Origin of the sequence: Colwellia sp. C1TZA3, from assembly GCF_007954265.1 — a bacterium.
GTDB lineage: Bacteria > Pseudomonadota > Gammaproteobacteria > Enterobacterales > Alteromonadaceae > Cognaticolwellia.
This window is the reverse complement of record NZ_VOLS01000013.1, coordinates 21,486-43,298: the sequence shown is the minus strand read 5'-3', so window position 1 is coordinate 43,298 and position 21,813 is coordinate 21,486. Positions and strand designations below refer to the sequence as shown.

Annotated in this window: 18 protein-coding genes; 13 read left to right on the top strand and 5 right to left on the bottom strand. The window is 39.7% G+C overall.

What is annotated here, in order from left to right:
* Positions 1 to 258: 258 nt before the first annotated feature.
* Positions 259 to 528 carry a DUF4398 domain-containing protein gene (locus ESZ39_RS05990; RefSeq protein WP_146878983.1) on the bottom strand — a complete coding sequence of 90 codons (270 nt, stop codon included), beginning with the start codon at positions 526 to 528 and terminating at the stop codon, positions 259 to 261.
* A gap of 862 nt (positions 529 to 1,390) precedes the next feature.
* Between ESZ39_RS05990 and ESZ39_RS05985 the strand changes: the two genes are divergently transcribed.
* The 6 genes from ESZ39_RS05985 to ESZ39_RS05960 all read left to right on the top strand — a co-directional run bounded on the left by ESZ39_RS05985 (position 1,391) and on the right by ESZ39_RS05960 (position 8,006).
* On the top strand, positions 1,391 to 3,745 hold the full coding sequence (locus ESZ39_RS05985) for a M1 family metallopeptidase (RefSeq protein WP_146878981.1): 2,355 nt from the start codon (positions 1,391 to 1,393) through the stop codon (positions 3,743 to 3,745).
* Between the two features lie 2 nt (positions 3,746 to 3,747).
* Positions 3,748 to 4,248 (top strand): DUF6702 family protein, encoded by a 501-nt coding sequence (locus ESZ39_RS05980; protein ID WP_146878979.1) that lies wholly within the window; start codon positions 3,748 to 3,750, stop codon positions 4,246 to 4,248.
* 77 nt (positions 4,249 to 4,325) lie between these two features.
* A complete protein-coding gene (locus ESZ39_RS05975) occupies positions 4,326 to 4,790 on the top strand; it encodes a chemotaxis protein CheX (protein WP_146878977.1) in 465 nt (154 codons plus the stop codon).
* Positions 4,791 to 5,484: 694 nt separating this feature from the next.
* Positions 5,485 to 5,904 (top strand): secondary thiamine-phosphate synthase enzyme YjbQ, encoded by a 420-nt coding sequence (locus ESZ39_RS05970; protein ID WP_146878975.1) that lies wholly within the window; start codon positions 5,485 to 5,487, stop codon positions 5,902 to 5,904.
* Positions 5,905 to 6,405: 501 nt separating this feature from the next.
* Positions 6,406 to 7,044, top strand: a complete 639-nt coding sequence (locus tag ESZ39_RS05965; RefSeq protein ID WP_146878973.1) for a TetR/AcrR family transcriptional regulator — start codon at positions 6,406 to 6,408, stop codon at positions 7,042 to 7,044.
* A gap of 404 nt (positions 7,045 to 7,448) precedes the next feature.
* Complete coding sequence (locus tag ESZ39_RS05960) at positions 7,449 to 8,006, top strand: carboxymuconolactone decarboxylase family protein (protein ID WP_146878971.1); 558 nt, start codon at positions 7,449 to 7,451, stop codon at positions 8,004 to 8,006.
* A 183-nt stretch (positions 8,007 to 8,189) separates the two neighbouring features.
* On the opposite strand, the gene alr is transcribed toward ESZ39_RS05960, so the two are convergent.
* The 3 genes from alr to rpmE form a co-directional block, all read right to left on the bottom strand.
* Positions 8,190 to 9,263 (bottom strand): alanine racemase, encoded by a 1,074-nt coding sequence (alr, locus tag ESZ39_RS05955; RefSeq protein ID WP_191321714.1) that lies wholly within the window; start codon positions 9,261 to 9,263, stop codon positions 8,190 to 8,192.
* A gap of 12 nt (positions 9,264 to 9,275) precedes the next feature.
* Positions 9,276 to 10,694 carry a replicative DNA helicase gene (gene dnaB / locus ESZ39_RS05950; protein ID WP_146878967.1) on the bottom strand — a complete coding sequence of 473 codons (1,419 nt, stop codon included), beginning with the start codon at positions 10,692 to 10,694 and terminating at the stop codon, positions 9,276 to 9,278.
* Between the two features lie 495 nt (positions 10,695 to 11,189).
* On the bottom strand, positions 11,190 to 11,402 hold the full coding sequence (gene rpmE, locus ESZ39_RS05945) for a 50S ribosomal protein L31 (protein ID WP_146878965.1): 213 nt from the start codon (positions 11,400 to 11,402) through the stop codon (positions 11,190 to 11,192).
* A 211-nt stretch (positions 11,403 to 11,613) separates the two neighbouring features.
* Here rpmE and priA point away from each other — a divergent pair, with 211 nt between their 5' ends.
* From priA to rraA, 6 genes are all read left to right on the top strand, one after another.
* Entirely contained in the window at positions 11,614 to 13,866 is a 2,253-nt protein-coding gene (priA, locus tag ESZ39_RS05940) for a primosomal protein N' (RefSeq protein WP_223270262.1), read from the top strand.
* Between the two features lie 689 nt (positions 13,867 to 14,555).
* Entirely contained in the window at positions 14,556 to 15,026 is a 471-nt protein-coding gene (locus ESZ39_RS05935) for an SPOR domain-containing protein (RefSeq protein ID WP_223270261.1), read from the top strand.
* A 342-nt stretch (positions 15,027 to 15,368) separates the two neighbouring features.
* Positions 15,369 to 15,887 (top strand): ATP-dependent protease subunit HslV, encoded by a 519-nt coding sequence (gene hslV, locus ESZ39_RS05930; protein ID WP_146878962.1) that lies wholly within the window; start codon positions 15,369 to 15,371, stop codon positions 15,885 to 15,887.
* Between the two features lie 23 nt (positions 15,888 to 15,910).
* Positions 15,911 to 17,239 carry an ATP-dependent protease ATPase subunit HslU gene (gene hslU / locus ESZ39_RS05925; protein WP_146878960.1) on the top strand — a complete coding sequence of 443 codons (1,329 nt, stop codon included), beginning with the start codon at positions 15,911 to 15,913 and terminating at the stop codon, positions 17,237 to 17,239.
* A gap of 27 nt (positions 17,240 to 17,266) precedes the next feature.
* Positions 17,267 to 17,644, top strand: a complete 378-nt coding sequence (locus tag ESZ39_RS05920; RefSeq protein ID WP_146878959.1) for a gamma-butyrobetaine hydroxylase-like domain-containing protein — start codon at positions 17,267 to 17,269, stop codon at positions 17,642 to 17,644.
* A 950-nt stretch (positions 17,645 to 18,594) separates the two neighbouring features.
* Entirely contained in the window at positions 18,595 to 19,080 is a 486-nt protein-coding gene (rraA, locus tag ESZ39_RS05915; RefSeq protein WP_146878957.1) for a ribonuclease E activity regulator RraA, read from the top strand.
* A gap of 530 nt (positions 19,081 to 19,610) precedes the next feature.
* On the opposite strand, the gene hutI is transcribed toward rraA, so the two are convergent.
* On the bottom strand, positions 19,611 to 20,846 hold the full coding sequence (gene hutI, locus ESZ39_RS05910) for an imidazolonepropionase (RefSeq protein ID WP_146878955.1): 1,236 nt from the start codon (positions 20,844 to 20,846) through the stop codon (positions 19,611 to 19,613).
* 248 nt (positions 20,847 to 21,094) lie between these two features.
* On the opposite strand from hutI, the gene hutC reads away from it, so the two are divergent.
* Positions 21,095 to 21,805, top strand: a complete 711-nt coding sequence (gene hutC, locus ESZ39_RS05905; RefSeq protein WP_146878953.1) for a histidine utilization repressor — start codon at positions 21,095 to 21,097, stop codon at positions 21,803 to 21,805.
* The last annotated feature ends 8 nt before the right edge of the window (positions 21,806 to 21,813 follow it).

Sequence of the window (21,813 nt, the reverse complement as noted above, 5' to 3'; positions counted from 1 at the left end):
TTGTTAATCATTAATTATAAATCTATCCCTTAAACCACTAAATACTCATTAAGTTTAGCCCTTAATTCTTCATTAGACTGACCCAATATAGCGATATCAGCCAACGCTAGATCTAACCCGGCTTGCGCAGCCAACATGTTATACCAGTTCCATTAAGTTTGTGATCTTGTTGTGCGCAGGAAAAATAACTCAAGGTAAGGCGCTCGATTGAGCAATAGCTGGCTATTGGGAGTGAGAGCAACACAGCCTTGAGCTATTTTAACTAGTACAAGTGAGCAATAACTTAATGGGATTGGTATTACTTATTATCTTGGTTTTATCCGCCTGCGCTAAAGCCTCACGAGCTTTTACTTTAGCTAATTGCGCTTTGTTTTCTGTCAACAACGCTAATAAGCGAACAACATCTTTATTTTCTTTAACGATTTGGTCACTGCCTACTTTAATTTTAATTGGTTCATCTGCTTCAATAAATTGATCGGTTTTATTAAGCAAGTAAAGCATCGACAAACGAAGGATAAAAAATAACACGGTAAAAAAAAGTACCACCACATATTGATGAAAATTTTCAACTAATGCAGCATTTAATCGTTCACTAAAATCGCCATGACTGACAAAAAAAGTAATAAAAATTTGATTGTGCCAAGCAAGTGATTAACAGATAGACGAGGATAAAGTTTGGCGCTTTATTTTCTGAACGATTAAAAATTAGCACTGATTTTAGAAATTTTGAAAACATAAAAATCCTTTTTTATACGTAACTCGGTTTAATATCGGTAAATATGGTTGAATATAAATGAATAAAACACTGGTTTTACATACCTTACTACTACAAAAAACCAGTGGAACTTAACAAGCCTATTTTTACTATAGATTACAAAATTATAAGATAATTTATCCTGCATGCCACATAGCAAGTAAACAAGTTCATTCTGCTTAAAAAAGCATCGTCTATTAACCGGTTACTGCTATCGCTTCATATTTACTAGCATGAGTTAATAACAAGCCTTGATGCATTATCCATTGACCGGCTCAAGGTTAACATAGCCATTAATATCAGCAACATCTCTAAAATTTATACCATCGACTTAGCGCTATAGATGCTAAAAGTCTTCGCATAACTAAAATCCAATAGAGAGTTAAGTGGGAAAAAGGCTATTAATATTAGATACCATAATGTAGACAGCTGCCAGAAAGCATTGAGCAGAACGACAGTGTTACTCCTTAGTACTTAATGGGTTCCGCCATGATAAACATTCAATAGCAACAACTTAACCTATTTATTGTGCAATTTATCGCATATTTCACTGCGCCGGCCTGACCTAATGGTTAAAAAAATGTTATAAAACGGGGTTATTAAAAAATTACTCGATTTACAGTCATCAGGGGAATCATGAAATATTCAATTAAATCAGCCTTACTTTGTCTTTGTATTGCTGCTAGTGGCCACGCCTTAGCAAAAAATAGTATTAGTGACGATAAATTTCGTCAACTGGAAGAGAATTTACCAACGCCCAACACTTACCGTACCGCGTCTGGTGCACCGGGCCATCAGTATTGGCAGCAAGAGGTTGATTACAAAATTAACATTACACTCGATGATGAAAAACAAACGTTATCAGGCAGTGAAACGATTGATTATACCAACAACTCTCCTGATACCCTGCGCTACTTATGGTTGCAATTAGACCAAAATAAATTAGCAGAAAATTCGGGGGCAAAAACAACCCAAACCGCGCCAAAGAAAAAGGTGACTTACAGCAGTTTCCGCAATGCCATTGCAACAGACGAGTTTCAGGGTGGTTATGATATTACTCAGGTTACTGGTTCAAACGGCAAAGCTTTAAGTTATGTCATTAATGGCACCATGATGCGCATCGACCTGCCAAAAGTACTTAAGTCCGGTGATAGTGTAGCGTTAAACATTAATTGGAATTACCAATTACATGAGCAAAAAGTACTCGGTGGCCGCTCAGGTTACGAATACTTTAAAGAGGATGATAACTACCTTTACGAAGTAGCTAGCTGGTTCCCGCGTGCAGCAGCCTATTATGACGTAATGGGTTGGCAGAATAAGCAGTTTATCGGTAGCGGTGAATTTGCTTTAGAATTTGGTGATTATGACGTTAGCATTACTGTTCCTGCTGATCACGTTGTTGCAGCAACCGGTGTCTTGCAAAATCCGAAAGAGGTCTTAACAAAAACTCAGCGTAATCGTTTAGCCAAAGCGAAAAAAGCCAATAAGCCGGTTTTAGTTATTACACCTGATGAAGCCTTAGCAAATGAAAAGTCTCGTGCAACTAAAACCAAAACTTGGCAGTTTGAAGCGAAAAACGTTCGTGATTTTGCTTTTGCCTCAAGTCGTAAGTTTATTTGGGACGCACAAGGCTATCAAGGGGGTAAAACCGACACTATGGCGATGTCTTACTACCCTAATGAAGGTAATCCATTATGGGAAAAGTACTCTACTGAAGCCATTATCCATACGATGGAACAATATAATAAATATACCTTTGCTTACCCATATCCTGTTTCTATCTCGGTAAATGGTCCGGTTGGTGGCATGGAATATCCCATGATCACTTTTAATGGCCCACGCCCAACGTTAGATAAAAAAACGGGTGAAAAAACTTATTCTCGCAAGACTAAATATGGCCTAATTGGCGTTATTATTCATGAAGTGGGTCATAACTATTTCCCCATGATTGTTAACTCTGACGAACGTCAGTGGACTTGGATGGATGAAGGCTTAAACACTTTCCTACAATTTGTTGCTGAGCAAGCATGGGAAGAAGGCTATCCTTCTCGCCGTGGTAATGCCGCTAATATGATCAGTTACATGAAAAGTGATAACCAAGTGCCCATCATGACTAACTCAGAGTCAATATTGCAATTTGGTAACAACGCTTACGGTAAACCAGCAACAGCATTAAACATTTTACGTGAAACTATTATGGGTCGTGAATTATTTGATTTTGCCTTTAAAGAGTATGCCCAACGTTGGAAGTTTAAACGCCCGACCCCTGCTGACTTTTTCCGTACCATGGAAGATGCCTCAGGTATTGATTTAGACTGGTTCTGGCGTGGTTGGTTCTACACTACAGATCATGTTGATATTGCTTTAGGTAACATTCACTTGTACCGCCCAAATAGCCAAAACCCAGATACAGAAGAAGCTTGGGAGCGAGCGCTATACAATGAACAACCTGATTTTATTAGTAAAGTCCGTAATAATGGCCAGTGGCTTCGCACGGATGATAAGCCTGAATTATTAGATTTTTACAACGAACATGACAAGTTTACCGCTACCAATAAAGCACGTAATAAATATAACAAAAGCCATAAAAAATTAGAACAATGGCAAAAAGACCTACTACTTGACGAAAGAAACTTCTACATTGTTGATTTTGAAAATAAAGGTGGCTTAGTTATGCCGATTATTTTAGATCTTACCTATGCTGATAACAGCGTTGAACGGGTCACATTACCGGCTGAAATTTGGCGTCGTGACAGCAAAAAAGTATCTAAATTATTTATTCGTGACCAAGAAATAACCGGTATTGCGATTGACCCTAATTGGGAAACAGCTGATGTTGATGTTAGTAACAACTACTGGCCAGCACGTCCAATTAAGTCTCGCTTTGATTTATACAAACGTAAGAAAAAAGACATGATGCGTGACTACAACGTTGAATTAAAAAGTACTGATGAAAAAGATACAGAAAAAAAGGCAGAGGTTGAACAATAAAAATGTTGTTAAACCTAGCTAAACGCGTTTTTGTTTTGCTATTGTGTGGGCTAGCCGCTAATGCGGTTGCCCACCGCTATTTTTTTAGCATGACAGATTTAACGTTAAATGAGCGTACTCAGTCAATTGAGGTTATTCATCAGATAACTGCTCATGACATAGAAAATGCAATTGCCGACGCAAAGCAAATTCACTTTTCAATTGCTCATCCTAATTATGAAAATATTGTTCGCCAATATGTTGAAGCACATTTTCAGCTTAATTATCAAGGCCAAGCAATAGCACTGAACTGGATCGGTTTTGAGAGCAATAAAGGTAATATTTTTATTTATCAAGAAGCTATGTTCCCACACACTTTACTTGGGCTAAAAATAATGAACAGCTTGCTAACTGAGCACTATCTAAAACAGGTCAATACAGTTAATTTTTACAGTAAAACGATAAAAGGTAGCCTAACTTTCAAAAGATCAGTTACTATGAATCATATCGCAATTAATGATTAGTATAGTTAGATTTAAGTTTTGCGATAAATCTGCAAAATCAATTCACTAGATTAAAATAAAAGCCTTTGGACACATTCATGAATGTAGACTTCATTAACCCTTTCCTCTCTTCAATGCTTAACGTTATGTCAACCATGGCGCACATGAAATTAACACCTGAAAAACCTCGTTTAAAAAAAAATGAAATAGCAAAAGGTGATGTTTCAGGGTTAATTGGTATGGTGGGCCAACAAACTAAAGGTTCTTTATCTATTACCTTTGAAACTAAGCTAGCACTTGCCACTATGAAAAAAATGGTCGGTGAAGGCCCGGATGTAATCAATGATGAAATTACTGACTTAGTTGGTGAAATTACCAATATGGTGACTGGTGGTGCAAAGCGCATGCTAAGTGAGAAAGGTATTGAGTTTGACATGGCAACGCCTATTGTCGTTTCTGGTATTGACCACACTATTCATCACAAGGCTGACGGACCGGTCATTATCATGCCGCTGACCTCTGAATACGGTAATGCGTATATTGAATTTAGCTTCAACAAATAGTAGGTCTAAATAACAGTATTTAGCCTCGTTAATACGGGGCTTTTTTATGTTCCAGACAAAACTAAAGACCTGCATGCAAGCACAGATTATTTGTTCTAGGCACACCCCAAGTCGGTACAGGTTTATTGTATTGTCATTCAGCACTTGTGCCGATGAAGGTTAAAATTCATTTAACTTAATGGACTTAAGTCCAACCCTAACCTAGATTAACTTGCATTAAGCGTAGCGCCTATGGGAGAGCATATGGCGTTGGGTAGTTTTTTGTAGGTCAAACTTCAGTCCGTCAACTGTTTAACCGGCAATTAATCTCTTGGGTTAACAAATACTTGCAGCGAGTATGGTTTTTTCATTCTGCATTTGTGCTGCTAAAGGTTATATCTCATCTAAGACGACAACCATTAACGACAACAAAGCTGCATTTTAAGACACGACTCTAACGAGGTATATTCATGTCATAACATACACCTCAACGTATAAAACCTATACACTACACTATAATACCAAGTTGATTAATTACCTGCTCATTTTTAATGGTTAAAATGAATAATTAGTGCGTTATAAAATTCATAAGGTGAATAGCTACTGACTAAATTTTATGCCTTGTATTTATCCGTTTTTTCTCATGAAAAAGTAGCTCACTTAATTAATCAAATTGGTATAATACTTTAATTAAAATTATCCTCGGAGAAGCCTTATGTGGCAACAAGTAGAGTTAACACTACAATCTTATCAACGTGGTTTTCACTTGATCACAAAAGATATTGAGCAAGCACTTGCTGAGTTCTCTCCCGTACGCTTTGGCTTGTTACACATTTTCATCCAGCACTCTTCAGCATCATTGACGATTAATGAAAATGCTGACTCAACAGTGCGTGATGATATGGAGCGACACTTTAATCAATTCGTCCCAGAAAATGCCCCTTATTATCGTCATACCTATGAAGGCCCAGATGATATGCCAGCCCATATTAAAGCGAGTATATTAGGCAGTAGTGTAAGTATTCCATTAAAAAATGGCCAAATGAACTTAGGCCTTTGGCAAGGTATTTATCTTGGCGAACACCGTGTTCATAGCAGCTCAAGAACCTTAATACTAACCGTTAGTGGCGAATAATGTCGTGCCATATTGCTTAGCTAAGCACTAAGCTTTTGTTGTTAAAAAATGTAAAGTATGGCTATTTATACCCGCTCCACTTCAAGGTGCAGGTTTCAGCAAGTCGAGAAAGGGTTAGGTACCAGGCATGGATTGAAGAGAATAATTATTCTTGGCAACTGCTCCTGCGTTGCTCTAATAACCCACATCCATGTGGGAATATTGTCGAAATCCATAACGCAGGAGATGACCCTTTATCGGCTTGCCCGTAGGGAGCTAAGCTAGAAAACCAGTCCAGCGTTGCACTACTTGATAAGGGAATAACCATTATCTTCGTATCGCGCCTTGATCTGATTTCCTAGCTTAACGCTGAAACTGCATCTTGAAGTGGAACGGGTATATATGATGCTTAGATTCAAATAATAGTTTTCTAAGTGTTTTTTGATAGCTGTTTGATCGATTGAACTTAAAAATACCTTTTGGTACAATATGAAAATTCAAACAGAATAAACGGATATTGTTGTGGTTAGTGGTCGCAAACGCAAATTTAATGAGCAAACTGCATTGCAAGCAGCAATGGAAGTGTTTTGGGCAAAAGGTTTTGTCGGCGCTTCTTTAGCTGATTTAACAAAGAGCATGAATATTAACAAACCCAGTATGTATAGCGCGTTTGGTAATAAAGAAAGTTTATTTATTAAAGCGACTCAACACTATATAGACAATAATATGAAAGCCCACCTTGGCGCTTTATACGCAGCAGACATACCACTAAAAACGCGTTTAAAAAACTATATGATGTCAATCGTAGGTATGCAATGTAGCACTGAGCAACCAAAAGGTTGTTACCTGGTACTGTGTCAATCAGAAGTGGCTGGTGGTGATATTCCAGCAGAAGCGACAAAATTACTTATTGAAATAGAAGCTGCGCCCAAAGCTTTATTGGCCAAACTATTTTCTACTGATAAAGAAGCCATCTCATTAGGCCTAAATGAAAATTCAGCCGGTAACGCCTTAAGTTTATACACAGCACTAAAGGGCACCGCAGCAATGGCGCGCTCAAAAGTACCACCAACAGAGCTTGAATTTGTTATTGATACTATGTTAACTGGTGTATTTAGTACCGGTAAAAGCCACGCCATACCAAGCCCAACATTGCAATAGCTTTACTGCACCACTAGCTGTTTTAAGAAAAAATTAAGCTAGTGCATGCTCCCCCATTGATATACATCTGTCCATATTCAGCTTAAATATAAACGAACCTATACTTCATTACCTTATTTAACCTCGCCGCTATCAATCAATATCGAACACCAGGTAAATTTATAATCCTATGATTTTATTGTTTAATTAACATTATTTTGATAGATACTCTATAAGAATAAATTATTTATATGAATGGCTGTTGACTTAAGGTTACCGATCGGTACAATAACAACCAATTACTTACCGACCGGTATGTTAATTTTTTTTTAGCCGGTTGGTTAATTTTTTAACTATTAAATAACAATAAGTTTGTTGCGACAGTAATATGTTGTTGCACCCTGTTTTTATAAAGGAAATTTGATATGACTACATTAACTACTCACACCATTGAATCAGCACCACAAGCAAGCAAACCACTTTTAGAGAAATCAGTCAATGCATACGGTATGTTACCGAACCTGCATGGCGTGTTAGCTACATCACCCGGTTTATTAGATGCATACCAAACGTTGCACGAGCTTTTTGTTAACTCTTCATTTAACCCCGAAGAACTGACCGTTGTATGGCAAGGCATCAATGTTGAGCACGGCTGTACATACTGTGTGCCCGCTCATACCGGTATTGCACACTCAATGAAAGTAGACGCTGACTTGACGCAAGCATTACGTGATGAACAACCAATGCCTACTGCTAAACTGCAAGCTTTACTTGATATGACCTTAGTTATTGTTCGTAATCGAGGTAATGTTGCTGATGAAGAATTAGCGGCATTCTATGCTGCTGGTTACGGTGAGCAACAATTATTGGAAATAATTTTAGGTTTATCACAAAAAGTGATCAGTAATTATACCAATCACATTGCTGGCACCGCTGTCGATGAAGCCTTTAAACCATTTGCTTGGGAAAAAGCCGCCAAGTAACTAGCGCTTTTATCTAGCTACCAAATCATCTAGATGGTTTGGTAGCTATGTTCTCTGCTAACAGCAAAAATAAAATGGACAATTTATAACCGTTTAATTTTAAAGTATAATGTAGAGCAACTTTACTATCGTGGCCTAGCGACTTTTTATTAATTTTTAAGATTGAATGTTAATTGTTGATTGTTACTCTGCGAGCTGAATATGCACGCGACGGGTTATATTACACAAGAGTTCGTAAGGAATAGTTGTGGCAAATTCAGCGACTTCTTCAACCGCTAAACCTTTGCCCCATAAGGTGGCAATATCACCAATACTATCCTGGCTTTGAGCGCCTAAATCCACCGTAATCATATCCATCGTTACCCGACCAATAAGCGGCACACGTCGACCATTAATTAACACTGGCGTACCATTGGGCGCATGGCGGGGATAACCATCACCATAGCCAATGGCCACTACACCTATAATAGTGTTACTTTCACTCACCCAAGCGCCACCATAGCCAACCGCTTCTCCTGCAGCGATTTCACGTACGGATATCAAACTCGATTGCAAAGTCATCACTGGCGCAATGCCTTTAATGGCACTATCTGCCAGCAGTGGTGAAACACCATAAAGTAACAGGCCGGGTCTGATCCATTGATAATGACTTTTCGGCCAAAGTAAAACACCAGCTGAATTAGCCAAACTTTTCTCAAGGTATAAATCAGCAGTAAGTTCATCAAACAAGGCAATTTGTTTCGTTGTAGCTAAGTTGTCTTTTTCATCCGCACAACCTAAGTGGCTCATCAGCACTATCGACTGTTGGACATTTTTGGATTGGCTTAACGCTTGATAAAAGTGTGCTAGTTGCTCAGGATTAATACCCAACCTATGCATGCCAGTGTCGATTTTCAGCCAAACTTTTAGCGCAGTCTCCAGCTTAGCATCCAAAATAGCAGCCAGTTGTTGCTCGTTATGCACTATGGTTTCTAAGTTATTCGCCGCCAGCGTATCAATATCTTCTTTAGCAAAAAAACCTTCAAGCAATACAATAGGTTTTACAATACCAGCCGCTCTAAGCGCAAGCGCTTCATCAATACGCGCGACACCAAAAGCATCGGCATTGGGCAATGCTTTAGCAATAAGTTCTAAACCATGGCCATAGCTATTCGCCTTAAGTACCGCTAAAATTTTAGCCTCAGGCGATAGTGATTGAATGAGCTGATAATTATGACTTAGCGCATGTAAATCAATAGTCGCTGTGGCTGTGTGCAATGTCATGGGCGCTTAATCTTCGCCTAGTACGTGCGGGCCGGCATAGTTGTCGAAGCGGGAAAATTGCCCTTGGAAGGTCAATGGTACTCGACCAATAGGGCCATTACGCTGCTTACCAATAATAATTTCAGCCATACCTTTGTATTCAGAATCATCGTGATAAACCTCATCACGATAAATAAACATGATTAAGTCAGCATCTTGCTCAATGGAGCCTGATTCACGTAAATCTGAGTTTATTGGTCGTTTATCAGAACGTTGTTCCAAGCCACGGTTAAGCTGAGATAGCGCCACCACTGGCACTTCTAATTCTTTTGCCAAGGCTTTTAATGAACGAGATATTTCAGCAATTTCCAAGGTTCTGTTATCAGAAAATTGTGGCGCACGCATCAATTGCAGGTAATCGATCATGATCATACTAATACCGCCATGATCTCGGGCAATACGTCGTGCTCGCGAGCGTACGTCTGTCGGTGTTAACCCCGCTGCATCATCAATAAACATTTTACCTTTTTCAATTAACAAACCCATGGTTGATGATAACCGTGCCCAATCTTCATCTTCTAATTGACCGGTACGAATCTTAGTTTGATCAATACGGCCAAGCGAAGCGAGCATACGCATCATCAGTTGCTCGGACGGCATTTCTAAACTGAAAATTAGCGCCGGTTTATCTTCGGTCATCGCAGCATGTTCAGCCAAGTTCATGGCAAAGGTCGTTTTACCCATAGACGGACGGCCAGCGACAATGATTAGATCAGATTTTTGAAAACCTGCAGTCATTTTATCTAAATCAGTAAAACCACTTGAAACGCCAGTAACACCGTTAGTCGGTGACGCACAAAGCTTTTCAATACGGTCAACGGTTTTTTCTAATACTGAATTGATATTTTCTGGGCCTTCAGATTTATTAGCGCGTTGCTCGGCAATCGCAAAAACCTTAGTTTCGGCAAAATCGAGTAAATCGGCACTACTACGCCCCTGTGGATCATAACCTGCTTCTGCAATTTCATTGGCAACACTGATCATTTCACGCGTTACCGCACGTTCACGAACGATAACCGCATAGGCGGTGATATTGGCCGCACTTGGCGTGTTTTTCATCATTTCAGCGAGGTAAACAAAACCACCGACATCATCAAGCTTTTGATCGTTTTCAAGCGCTTCCGATAGGGTGATTAAATCAACCGGCTCACCTAACTCAATTAACCGACCAATTGTTTCAAAGGTAATGCGATGTGATCTACTGTAGAAGTCTTGTGCAACGACTCGTTCGCTTACGCGGTCCCAAGTTTCGTTATCTAGCAATAAACCACCTAGCACTGATTGCTCTGCTTCTAATGAATGTGGTGGAACTTTTAACTCATCAATTTGCTTGTCTCGAGCAAACTGATTGTTTTTACTAAACTTGGTTGGCTTGCGATCGGCCATATCACACCTTAAATGCTTGGCGATAATCTCTGTTTATTAGCGAGCATATCCGCGCAATAAACGTTATAAAATTATTCGAAAATAAAGACAGCAAATATAGCAGAATTTCCCTGTAAGCAAAATAATAATAAAAAGAAATATTTCACTATTTTAGACAATAAAAGGCTTTAAAAATGCTTATGATAAACTCGAAAAATAAAACACTACTTACGATATTTTAACCGCTAACTTTGCTATTAAAAAACCTGAGCTAAACCGTTGTTTAGGTTTTGTAGAGCATTTAGCATCGCCATTGCATTCATCACTTGATGTCGTCATGCTGAGCAACCTAATGCTAATTTACCGTTAAAAAAGTCAACGTAGTTATTTTGAAAAAGCATTAAGCACAGGGCGGTTTTAAGAGGAGAAAATGTTTTAAATTAATATTGGCAATGCGTTAATTTTGACAAAAAAAAAGCACCTAAGGTGCTTTTCTCTACTGGTATGTTAGCAGAATTACTTCTTGCTAATAGCACCAAAACGCTTGTTGAATTTATCAACACGACCACCGGTCTCAGCAGATTTTTGCTTGCCAGTGTAGAATGGGTGACATTCTGAACACACGTCAAGATGTATGTCTTTACTTACCGTTGAACGCGTTGTAATAATGTTGCCACAAGAACAAGTTGCCTTGAACTCTGTATAATTTGGATGGATACCGTCTTTCATGGGAAACCTCTGTTAAGGCCGCATCGCCACTCGGTCAGTCATTATTGCTGCCAAGCACCATACGAGTTAAAAATAATGGAGGCGAATGTTATAGTATCGTTCCTCCCATGGCAATAAAAATTGCTAAAAAATTGAGCAATTGATGGCTTAATTTCATAAAAATACCCTTAGCTTAATTTTCTCGCTTGGCATTACGTCATTAAGCAGTAGAATGTGCATAACATTTTATTTCTATATGACCGTATTTTTGGCAATAACTTCAACAGACATATACCTGCAAGTGGCAATACCCGTTCCTATGCGCCAATTGTTTACTTACAAACTCTCTGGTGAGCTAAATACTAAAGCCGTGCAGTTAGGTGAACGGGTTATTGTGCCTTTTGGCTCTCGCCAAGTAGTGGGGATTGTTTTGTCGATAGATGAAAGCACTGAATATGCGCCTAAAAAATTAAAATCAGTGCTCAGCCGGGTTGATGACAACTTCAGTTTTCCTCCACAACTGTTGCATTTTATTCAACGTTGTAGCGATTACTATCATCACCCCATTGGTGATGTGTTCCAACAAGCCTTGCCAGTTTTATTACGACAAATAAAACAACCTGATGTTGAATTGCCACAAATTTGGTTAACCAAAGCAGATTTAAGCGCAGATGAGCAAACGATTACGGCCAAACGCTCAGCCAAACAAGCTGAGTTGCTAACTATGCTTAACCAGCATCAAGGCATGACGTGGTCAGAGTTACTAACCCTTGGTTTTAATAAAGCACAGCTTAATGCGCTGGAGAAAAAACAATTCATTTATAGCAAAACCCGTGCGGTAGCGTTATTTCAATGGCAAGAGCAAGCATTACAGCAAGATAACCGGCTAGAACTATCAACCGAACAAGCGCTAATTGTCGCCACAGTGAAAGAGCTACAAGCGCAGTTTTCATGTCACTTAGTCGATGGTATAACCGGTAGTGGTAAAACCGAGGTTTATTTGCAGGCCATGGAGCAAATATTAGCCAGCAATAAACAGGTGTTAGTCTTAGTACCTGAAATTGGCCTAACACCACAAACCTTAAGTCGCTTCGAACAACGCTTTAATGTACCGATAAGTTTGCATCACTCAGGTTTGAACGACAAAGAGCGCTTACAAACCTGGTTAGAAGCACAGCGAGGAACCGCGGCTATTGTTATTGGTACTCGTTCGGCTATTTTTACTCCGCTAAATGATTTAGGTATGATCATTGTTGATGAAGAGCACGATGCTTCATTTAAACAACAAGATAGTTTTCGCTATCATGCCCGCGATATTGCCATACTAAGAGCTAGGCAACTTAATATTCCTATTATACTGGGCACTGCCACACCCAGTTTTGAATCGCTGCAAAATGCCTTAACTGGAAAGTATTATTACCACCAATTGCGTAAACGTGCCGGTAATGCCTCAACAGCAAAAATCAGCTTAATAGATGTCGCACAACAACAAATGGAACATGGCCTTTCGGGCACCTTAAAACAAGCGATAAAAAACACCTTAGCCCGTGGCGAGCAAGCCTTAATTTTTCTCAATCGCCGGGGTTATGCGCCGGCGATTAACTGCCAAGAATGTCATTGGGTTGCCGACTGCCAACGTTGTAACAAGCCTTATACTTTACATCAAGGCCAAGGATTGCTGATTTGCCATCATTGCGGCCACCAAAAGCGCATTCCACCACAATGCCCAAGTTGTGGCAGTGTGCGCATTAAATCCTTAGGACAAGGCACTGAGCAATTAGAAGAAAAAATCGGCGCCTTGTTTCCTGATTACTCTACCGTGCGAATTGACCGAGACAGCACACGTAAAAAAGGTGCATTAGCCAGGTTATTAACCGAGGTAAGCAATAAAGAACATCAACTCTTGATTGGCACGCAAATGCTGGCAAAAGGCCATCACTTTCCTGATGTCACCTTAGTCGCTGTACTTGATGTTGACGGGGCTTTATTTAGCTATGACTTTCGTGCGGCTGAACATATGGCACAGCTTTTAGTGCAAGTGTCAGGCCGAGCCGGTCGGGCAAGTAAGCCCGGTAAAGTGATGGTACAAAGTAAGTTCCCTGAGCACCCATTACTGCAAGACTTAGTGCAAAATGGCTATCAACACTTTGCTAAACAGGCACTTATTGAACGCCAGCAAGCCCTATTACCGCCCTTTAGTTTTCAAGCGTTGTTTAGAGCTGATGCTAACTACCCGTCTTATCCCGAGAAATTTTTACGCGCTATGACCGAGATCCCCTTTGCAGGTTGCCAGTTTGCTGGGCCCGTACCAGCGGCAATGGAAAAAAAGGCTGGTAAGTTTAGATTCCACTTAATTTTACAAGCCAAATCTCGAAAGCAGCTGCATCAAGCAGTATTTAAACTAATTCACCATAGCGCCACAAATGAATGGCTATCAAAAGTTAGATGGTCAATTGATATCGACCCAGTAGACTTAAGCTGGTAATTAATGGTGCAAAAAGCACACCCTACAACCCTATTTCACAGAAAGAGAATCAGGAGAACAACAGAAGGCAAAATAAGGAAAAGTAAGGCAAAACCAAGCGTACAGCGTCTTTAACTTACTGACAGCTGACCGCTAAAAACTTGTCTTTAAACGTGCCTTAATCTCTACTCATGTTTTTCTCCTTCTTTCCTCCCTATAAAAATAAAGCCCTATTTCACAGGCAGAAGGAATGCAGAAGAAAAAGCACAGCCAAACAAACCTTAAAACGTCTTTAACTTACTGACAGCTGACCGCTAAAAACTTGTCTTTAAACGTGCCTTAATCTCTACTCATGCTTTTCTCCTTGTTTCCTCCCTGTAAAAATAAAGCCCTATTTCACAGGCAGAAAGAATGCAGAAGAAAAAGCACAGCCAAACCGATCTTAAAACGCCTTTAACTTACTGACAGCTGACCGCTAAAAACTTGTCTTTAAACGTCCCTTAATCTCTACTCATGCTCAGCCTAGGCTGGGTTTTATGCAATTAATAAACTCAATGGGTGATATTTCTTTAGTAGTTGGTTAGAATTGACGAAAGTTTTCTAGTATAAAGTTTTTCATGGCACATCAAGATTACGTTTCCCGCTCTCGAGTAAAAAATAAAAAACAAAGCCCATATAAAAAAAATGTCGAACCAGCTCAAGGTATCTCATTGAAAGTAAAATTAATTACTATTTTTTTAGTGATCGCTTTACCGAGCTTTGGCTACCTACTGTGGAGTATTAAAGACAAGCAGCCTGCAGCCGTTGTTGCACCAGAGCCTGCTGCTAAAGTAGTCAAGACAAAGAAAGCTACCAAGCTACCTGAACTACCAAAAGAAAAGTGGACTTACGTTGATGACCTAAAAAGTAAACAAGTTGAAGTAGGTCAGTACGAAGTTAAGAACAAAGGCCCCTATAAAATGCAATGTGGTTCGTTTAGAACTCGTAAACAAGCTGAGTCATTAAAGGCAAAAATAGCCTTCACCGGCCTGGAAGCACAAGTGGGCAAATCTGTTGGTAGCTCGTCAACTTGGTATAAAGTTTATTTAGGCCCTTACGATAAAAAACGTCAGGCAGAAAAAGACAAACATAAATTAAAAAACAACGCCATCCACGCTTGTAAAATTTGGGGTTGGGATTAATTGAGCCTTAAAGATTGGCCGACATCAAATGCCCTTTACCGGCAAAAATATCTTACTTGCCTCAGATCTGACTTCATGATCTAGGCGTAGTAAGCACCTGCAGGTCAGCATTTATAGCGCCAATTTAAAACCAACTACTCTTGCCTTTAACGGCCCTCTATTATTGTAAACTGACCGCTGTTGCCTTTAACTAATAGCTTAAAGCTAATAGCTTAAAACTTCTTAAAAATGCCCGTTTACTATTATTCATCGCCACTCCCTTGAAAAAGCTTCAGCTACCCCTTATCTCATCTACATTAGACAAGCCGACTATCTCAGTTGGCAATATGGAAGAGGTTAATTGTGACTACTATTGTTTCTGTCCGACGTAATGGCAAAGTTGCCATTGGTGGTGATGGTCAAGTTTCCCTTGGCAACACTGTAATGAAGGGTAATGCACGCAAAGTGCGCCGTTTATATAATGGCAAAGTACTTGCAGGTTTTGCCGGCGGCACAGCTGATGCATTTACTCTGTTTGAACGTTTTGAAAGCAAGCTAGAAATGCATCAAGGTCACTTAACTAAAGCGGCCGTTGAATTAGCAAAAGATTGGCGCAGTGATCGTGCGCTGCGCAAACTAGAAGCTTTATTAGCCGTTGCCGATGAAACAGCCTCGCTGATCATTACCGGTAATGGTGATGTTATCCAAGCAGAGCATGATCTCATTGCTATTGGCAGTGGAGGCAACTTTGCCCAATCAGCCGCCACGGCATTACTTGAAAACACCGACCTTTCTGCCAAAGAAATTGTTGAAAAATCATTAAAAATTGCTGGTGACATTTGTGTATTTACCAATCAACAACACGTGATTGATGAACTCTAACCGCCAATTTGTAAGGAATTAATATGTCGAATATGACACCACGTGAGATAGTTCACGAACTCGATAGCCACATCGTTGGTCAAAGCGATGCCAAACGTGCGGTTGCCATAGCACTAAGAAACCGCTGGCGTAGAATGCAACTTAATGAAGAGTTGCGCGATGAAGTTACGCCTAAAAACATTCTGATGATTGGCCCAACAGGTGTTGGTAAAACAGAAATAGCCCGACGCTTAGCGAAGCTAGCCAATGCGCCCTTCATTAAAGTAGAAGCAACTAAATTCACCGAAGTAGGTTATGTCGGTAAAGAAGTCGAAACAATTATTCGCGATCTTGCTGACATGGCGATTAAGATGACTAAAGAGCAGGAAATGGCACGTGTAAAGCACTTGGCCGAAGAAGCTGCTGAAGAACGAATTCTAGATGTATTATTACCGCCAGCTCGTGATGGTTCAGGCAATGACGAGCCATCAGAGAATAGTGCGACTCGCCAAGCTTTTCGTAAAAAATTACGCGAAGGTAAACTCAACGATAAAGAGATTGAACTCGACTTAGCGGCACCGCAAGTTGGCGTTGAAATTATGGCGCCTCCTGGCATGGAAGACATGACTTCACAATTACAAAACATGTTCCAAAGCATGTCGAGTGAGAAAACCAACAAACGTAAACTGAAAATTAAAGATGCTTTCAAAGCGTTGCAGGAAGAAGAAGCAGCGAAAATAGTTAATCAAGACGACATCAAAGAAAAAGCGCTATACGCAGTTGAACAAAACGGTATTGTCTTTATTGATGAAATAGACAAAATTTGTAAGCGCGGCGAAAGCTCAGGCCCTGACGTATCAAGAGAAGGTGTACAACGAGACTTGCTGCCGTTAATTGAAGGTTCTACCGTTAGCACTAAACACGGCATGGTTAAAACTGACCATATCCTATTTATTGCCTCGGGTGCTTTTCAAATGTCAAAGCCGTCTGATTTAATTCCAGAATTACAAGGTCGTCTACCGATTCGTGTTGAGTTAAAGCCACTCACCACTGAAGACTTTGTGCGGATACTGACCGAGCCTAATGCCTCTTTAACTGAGCAATATATTGCTTTGTTAGCAACGGAAGGCGTACATATTTCATTTAGTGAAGATGGTATTCAAGCGATTGCTAATGCCGCGTGGCAAGTTAACGAAAGCACTGAAAATATTGGCGCGCGCCGTTTACATACTATGATGGAACGCCTGATCGAAGAGCTTTCGTTTACCGCCAATGATCGAGCCGGTGAAAGTATTCTGATTAATGCTGACTTTGTTGCTAATATTTTATCTGATCTGATTAAAGATGAAGATCTAAGTCGCTTTATTTTATAATAGATAGAATAGGGTTAGGAGTACAACATGAGTAAGATCAACCGCTTTGTCATCAATAGTACTGCAGCAAGCTTGTTAGTTTCTTTTGATAAGGCTGAGCTCGAAGATATTGATTTAAGCTTCGAATATTTACGTGTGTTTGCTCCAACCACCGACAAAGGTCAAGTAGCAGGTTCAGCGCCAAAGGTTTATCATAAAAAGCAGGTACGGCTGCTAAAAATTGAATCGGTCGGCAAACATGGCTACCGATTTATTTTTGATGATGAACACAGCAATATTTATGATAGTGATTACTTAAAAACACTAGGCGCGGAATATCAACAGCGTTGGCAAAATTACCTACAAAGTACAGGCACAGCGGTAAATAGCCGAGAAGCATCGATAGAAATTAAAGAAGTTAAGTAATGCCTCTTAAATGCTTTAATAGCAACTAGCAGCATAAAAGCATTTTATGTTGTTAGTGTTTCCTCCTGCAGTCCTCTTTCTCTTTTCCCTGTGAAATATTTTGTTATTTTTTGCAGGGAGATAACAATGAGAAAAGAATGAGGTAGGGCTTTAAACATTTAAAGGATTTTATTTAAAATGGGCAGTTATACAAAATATGTTATACCAATTTGATTAATTAAGTGGTCACCTTTTTCATAAGAAAAAATGAAGAAATACAAGACATAAAGTTTAGTCAGTAGTTATTCACCTTATAAATTTTATAACGCCGTAGTTTTTATTTTAACCATTAAAAATGAGCAGATAATTAATCAACTTGGTATTATACCAATCCCATTAAGTTATTGCTCACTTGTACTAGTTAAAATAGCTCAAGGCTGTGTTGATCTCACTTCCGATAGCCAGCTATTGCTCAATCGAGCGCCTTACCTTGAGTTATTTTTCCTGCGCACAACAAGATCACAAACTTAATGGAACTGGTATTACAAGCTCTAAAGTGTCATTTATTTTAGATTTAATGGTTTTAGCTAAAGCCATTTACACTTTAGCTACTGAGTAACCCCCCTCCTCCTTTATAACATGAGTGCTAAGAACAGCATCACCAGCTATATGACGTAATAACGGCAATTGTTATTAAGTCTCGACAGCTTTTGCTAAAAGCTATTTACCAAGACCCAACACGACCGCTATATTTGCAGCGCTATGATAGTTTATAAAGAAAAGCCTAGCTCTGAAAATCCCCCAACGGCGATAAATATACCCCTTATTGAAAGATAATACCGGCAATTAAATAATGTATTTTATCTCTGCTTCCGCTATATTTATTTAATAACTATAGCAGCTTAGCGGTTGTGCCTGTGTATTCAACCGTTATACTAGTTAACAAGAAATGCGATTAGGAAAAACTTACTATGGAATACAACACCTCAGAGCTCTGCGATATTTACACTGATTTAATCGATGTACTTGAGCCGTTATTTAGTAATTATGGCGGCAGAAGCTCGTTTGGCGGTAAAGTTGTAACGGTAAAGTGCTTCGAAAGTAATGGCTTAATTGCCGATATTGCTAACACTGACGGTACCGGCAAAGTCTTGGTTATTGACGGCGGTGGCTCAACACGTCGTGCACTGATTAATATTAATATTGCTGAGCAAGCAGCGAAAAATAATTGGGAAGGCATTATTTGTTTTGGTAGCGTGCGAGACGTTGACGCTTTAGAGGATGTTAATATTGGCATTCAAGGTTTATTGTCAATACCCGTTGGTGCCAGCACCAGCAATATTGGTGAAAGCGACTTGGCAATAAACTTTGCCGGCGTAACATTTTTACCTGACGATCATATCTATGCTGATAATACCGGTGTTATTTTATCGCCTGACCCCTTGGATATTGACTAGTTAAGGCTGGCTTAATCTAGTTTAAGCAAATGAAGAGCTTTCATAGTGCTGCTTGCCATACTTAAACCGTATGGCAACACTTGCTGATTTACCTTTATGATAGCGCTGCCTTTGGGCAAATCCCCCATCCATCACCATCAACATCGCCATCAATATTTTGTCGATGGCAACTATATTAATATGCTAGCCGACTAATGACAGAACAATTCTGCTTGTTAAGCTGAGCAAAGCATTAATGATGGTTATATCAATTTGATTAATTAAGTGGTCACTTTTTTCATAAGAAAAAATGGAGAAATACAAGGCATAAAATTTAGTCAGTAGTTATTCACCTTATAAATTTTATAACGCCGTAGTTTTTTATTTTAACCATTAAAAATGAGCAGATTAATTTGGTATTATATCTGCCAAGCCAGCTGCCGCCTTACCGCATGACTACACTCTATTTGAATGCCAGTTACATTGACTAAGACTGAGTAATCACTAGCTGTTCTAGTTGCCCGTTTCACTTCAAGTTAACTCACCCTAGGCTAAATCACCATCTCCCCCGCCTTCATTAGGTGGGTTAGCGGATTAACACCAAACTGATAACATAGTTCAGCCGGCTGATTAATATCCCAACAAGCAATATCGGCATCATAACCCACCGCTAATTGCCCTTTATGCTTCGACAGCCCTAGGGCTTTAGCGCCGTGACAGGTCACACCCGCAAGCGCTTCTACCGGCGTTAACCTAAAGAATGTACAAGCCATATTGAGCATAAGCTGCAGTGAATTAATTGGCGACGAACCTGGATTTACATCGGTAGCAATAGCGATACTCACGCCGTATTTACGTAATAGTTCAATCGGGGGTAACTGGGTTTCACGTAAGAAGTAAAATGCACCCGGTAACAATACCGCGGTCATATCGGCCGCTTTCATTGCCGCGATACCTGCCTCGTCTAAAAATTCAATATGATCAGCAGATAGCGCTTGGTATTTTGCTGCTAACTCAGTACCACCAAGATTAGACAACTGCTCGGCATGCACTTTTATCGGTAGATTATGCGCCTTGGCTGCCGCAAACACTTTTTCGGTTTGCGCTAAATTAAAACCAATCCCTTCACAAAACACATCCACCGCATCAGCCAATTTGCTTTGTGCAATTATCGGTATCATTTCTTTACAGACCAAATCGATATACTCATCTGCACGACCTTGGTACTCAACAGGCAGCGCATGCGCACCTAAAAAGGTTCTTTGTACAGTAACCGGTAATGTTTGCCCTAATTTACTAGCGACATTGAGCATTTTAATTTCAGTATCGGTGTCTAAGCCATAACCCGATTTAATTTCAATGCTAGTAACACCTTCTTGATGCAAAACCGTTAAGCGTTTTAGTGCACTGTTAAATAGCTCATCTTCACTAGCGGCACGGGTTGCTTTAACCGTTGAAATAATACCACCGCCAGCCTTGGCAATTTCTTCATAACCCTTACCCTCAAGGCGCATTTCAAATTCATTCGCACGATTGCCACCATAAACAATATGGCTATGACAATCGATAAAGCCTGGCGTCAACCAAGCGCCCTTGCCATTAATGACCTTTACCCTAGCCGTGTCAAAATCGGGTAGTTCGGCTGTCATTCCCAACCAAGCAATTTTGCCATTCGCAATCGCTATAGCACCATTTTTAATCACAGCGTAAGTTTTTGCTCCATCGGTCATAGTGGCTAAATTGACATCAGTCCAAAGGGTTTGCCAGTGTTGTGTTTTCGTCGACATAAAAACTCCAAATTGCTTATTTGCCGCTAACCTTAACGTTATTTTTAGCTTACTTTTCAAAATGCCATGGCTTATAGCATATGAATATGACCTAACGAAGCTTAGCGTTTATTTATAATTTTACTTTAACTGATAGCAAATTAACAATCAAGAGTTGTATATACAACTCTTGACGTTGTAGAGAAAAAGTGAGATTGTATATACAAGTAAGAGTTTACTCTGCACATTATCTCGTATTAGGTATGACAATGACACAAGTAAAAACCGCAAAGTACCGTGTTATCAAACAGCACATCTGTGAAAAAATAGAATCTGGTCAGTGGCTTGAACACAGTAAAGTGCCTTCAGAAAATGAGCTTACCGAGCAGTTTTCAGTCAGTAGAATGACCGCCCGTCGTGCTTTACAAGAACTTACCGAACAGGGTTTATTGGTGCGTTCTCAGGGCTCAGGCACTTTTGTTGCAAACTTTAAGTCACAGTCCTCATTATTAGAAATTCGTAATATTGCTGATGAAATACATGATCGTGGTCATCAATATCATGCTCAACAACTGGCCTTAAAAGCGGTTGAGGTCAACGAGGAAGTAGCGATTTTATTAGCCCTGAAAGCCGGTGATAGCGCCTATTACTCAAGTGTGCTGCATTTTGAAAATAATGTACCCATACAATTAGAACAACGATTTGTTAATCCCAAACTAGTGGCTAATTATCTTGAACAAGACTTTACCCAAATAACACCACACGCATATTTATCATCCGAAGCACCATTAACCGAAGCAACACATCAGGTTGAGGCCGTATTAGCCAGTGAAAATATTAGCCAGTTATTAGCCATTAGTGATATTACCCCTTGTTTGCAGGTTAAACGTCGCACCTGGTCAAGCCAAGGTGTGGTGAGTTTAGCTACCTTAACCTCACCGGGTAATAAATACCGGTTAGGCAGTCATTTAATTTTTTAGTTTAAGCA

What these genes read in the sequence shown, in the direction of transcription:
- ESZ39_RS05960 (WP_146878971.1), top strand. Translation starts at nt 7,449, where the DNA reads ATGACTACATTAACTACTCACACCATTGAATCAGCACCACAAGCAAGC.
- ESZ39_RS05985 (WP_146878981.1), top strand. Translation starts at nt 1,391, where the DNA reads ATGAAATATTCAATTAAATCAGCCTTACTTTGTCTTTGTATTGCTGCT.
- ESZ39_RS05920 (WP_146878959.1), top strand. Translation starts at nt 17,267, where the DNA reads ATGAGTAAGATCAACCGCTTTGTCATCAATAGTACTGCAGCAAGCTTG.
- ESZ39_RS05970 (WP_146878975.1), top strand. Translation starts at nt 5,485, where the DNA reads ATGTGGCAACAAGTAGAGTTAACACTACAATCTTATCAACGTGGTTTT.
- hslU (WP_146878960.1), top strand. Translation starts at nt 15,911, where the DNA reads ATGTCGAATATGACACCACGTGAGATAGTTCACGAACTCGATAGCCAC.
- rraA (WP_146878957.1), top strand. Translation starts at nt 18,595, where the DNA reads ATGGAATACAACACCTCAGAGCTCTGCGATATTTACACTGATTTAATC.
- priA (WP_223270262.1), top strand. Translation starts at nt 11,614, where the DNA reads ATGTGCATAACATTTTATTTCTATATGACCGTATTTTTGGCAATAACT.
- rpmE (WP_146878965.1), bottom strand. Translation starts at nt 11,402, where the DNA reads ATGAAAGACGGTATCCATCCAAATTATACAGAGTTCAAGGCAACTTGT.
- ESZ39_RS05980 (WP_146878979.1), top strand. Translation starts at nt 3,748, where the DNA reads ATGTTGTTAAACCTAGCTAAACGCGTTTTTGTTTTGCTATTGTGTGGG.
- hutI (WP_146878955.1), bottom strand. Translation starts at nt 20,846, where the DNA reads ATGTCGACGAAAACACAACACTGGCAAACCCTTTGGACTGATGTCAAT.
- dnaB (WP_146878967.1), bottom strand. Translation starts at nt 10,694, where the DNA reads ATGGCCGATCGCAAGCCAACCAAGTTTAGTAAAAACAATCAGTTTGCT.
- ESZ39_RS05975 (WP_146878977.1), top strand. Translation starts at nt 4,326, where the DNA reads ATGAATGTAGACTTCATTAACCCTTTCCTCTCTTCAATGCTTAACGTT.
- hutC (WP_146878953.1), top strand. Translation starts at nt 21,095, where the DNA reads ATGACACAAGTAAAAACCGCAAAGTACCGTGTTATCAAACAGCACATC.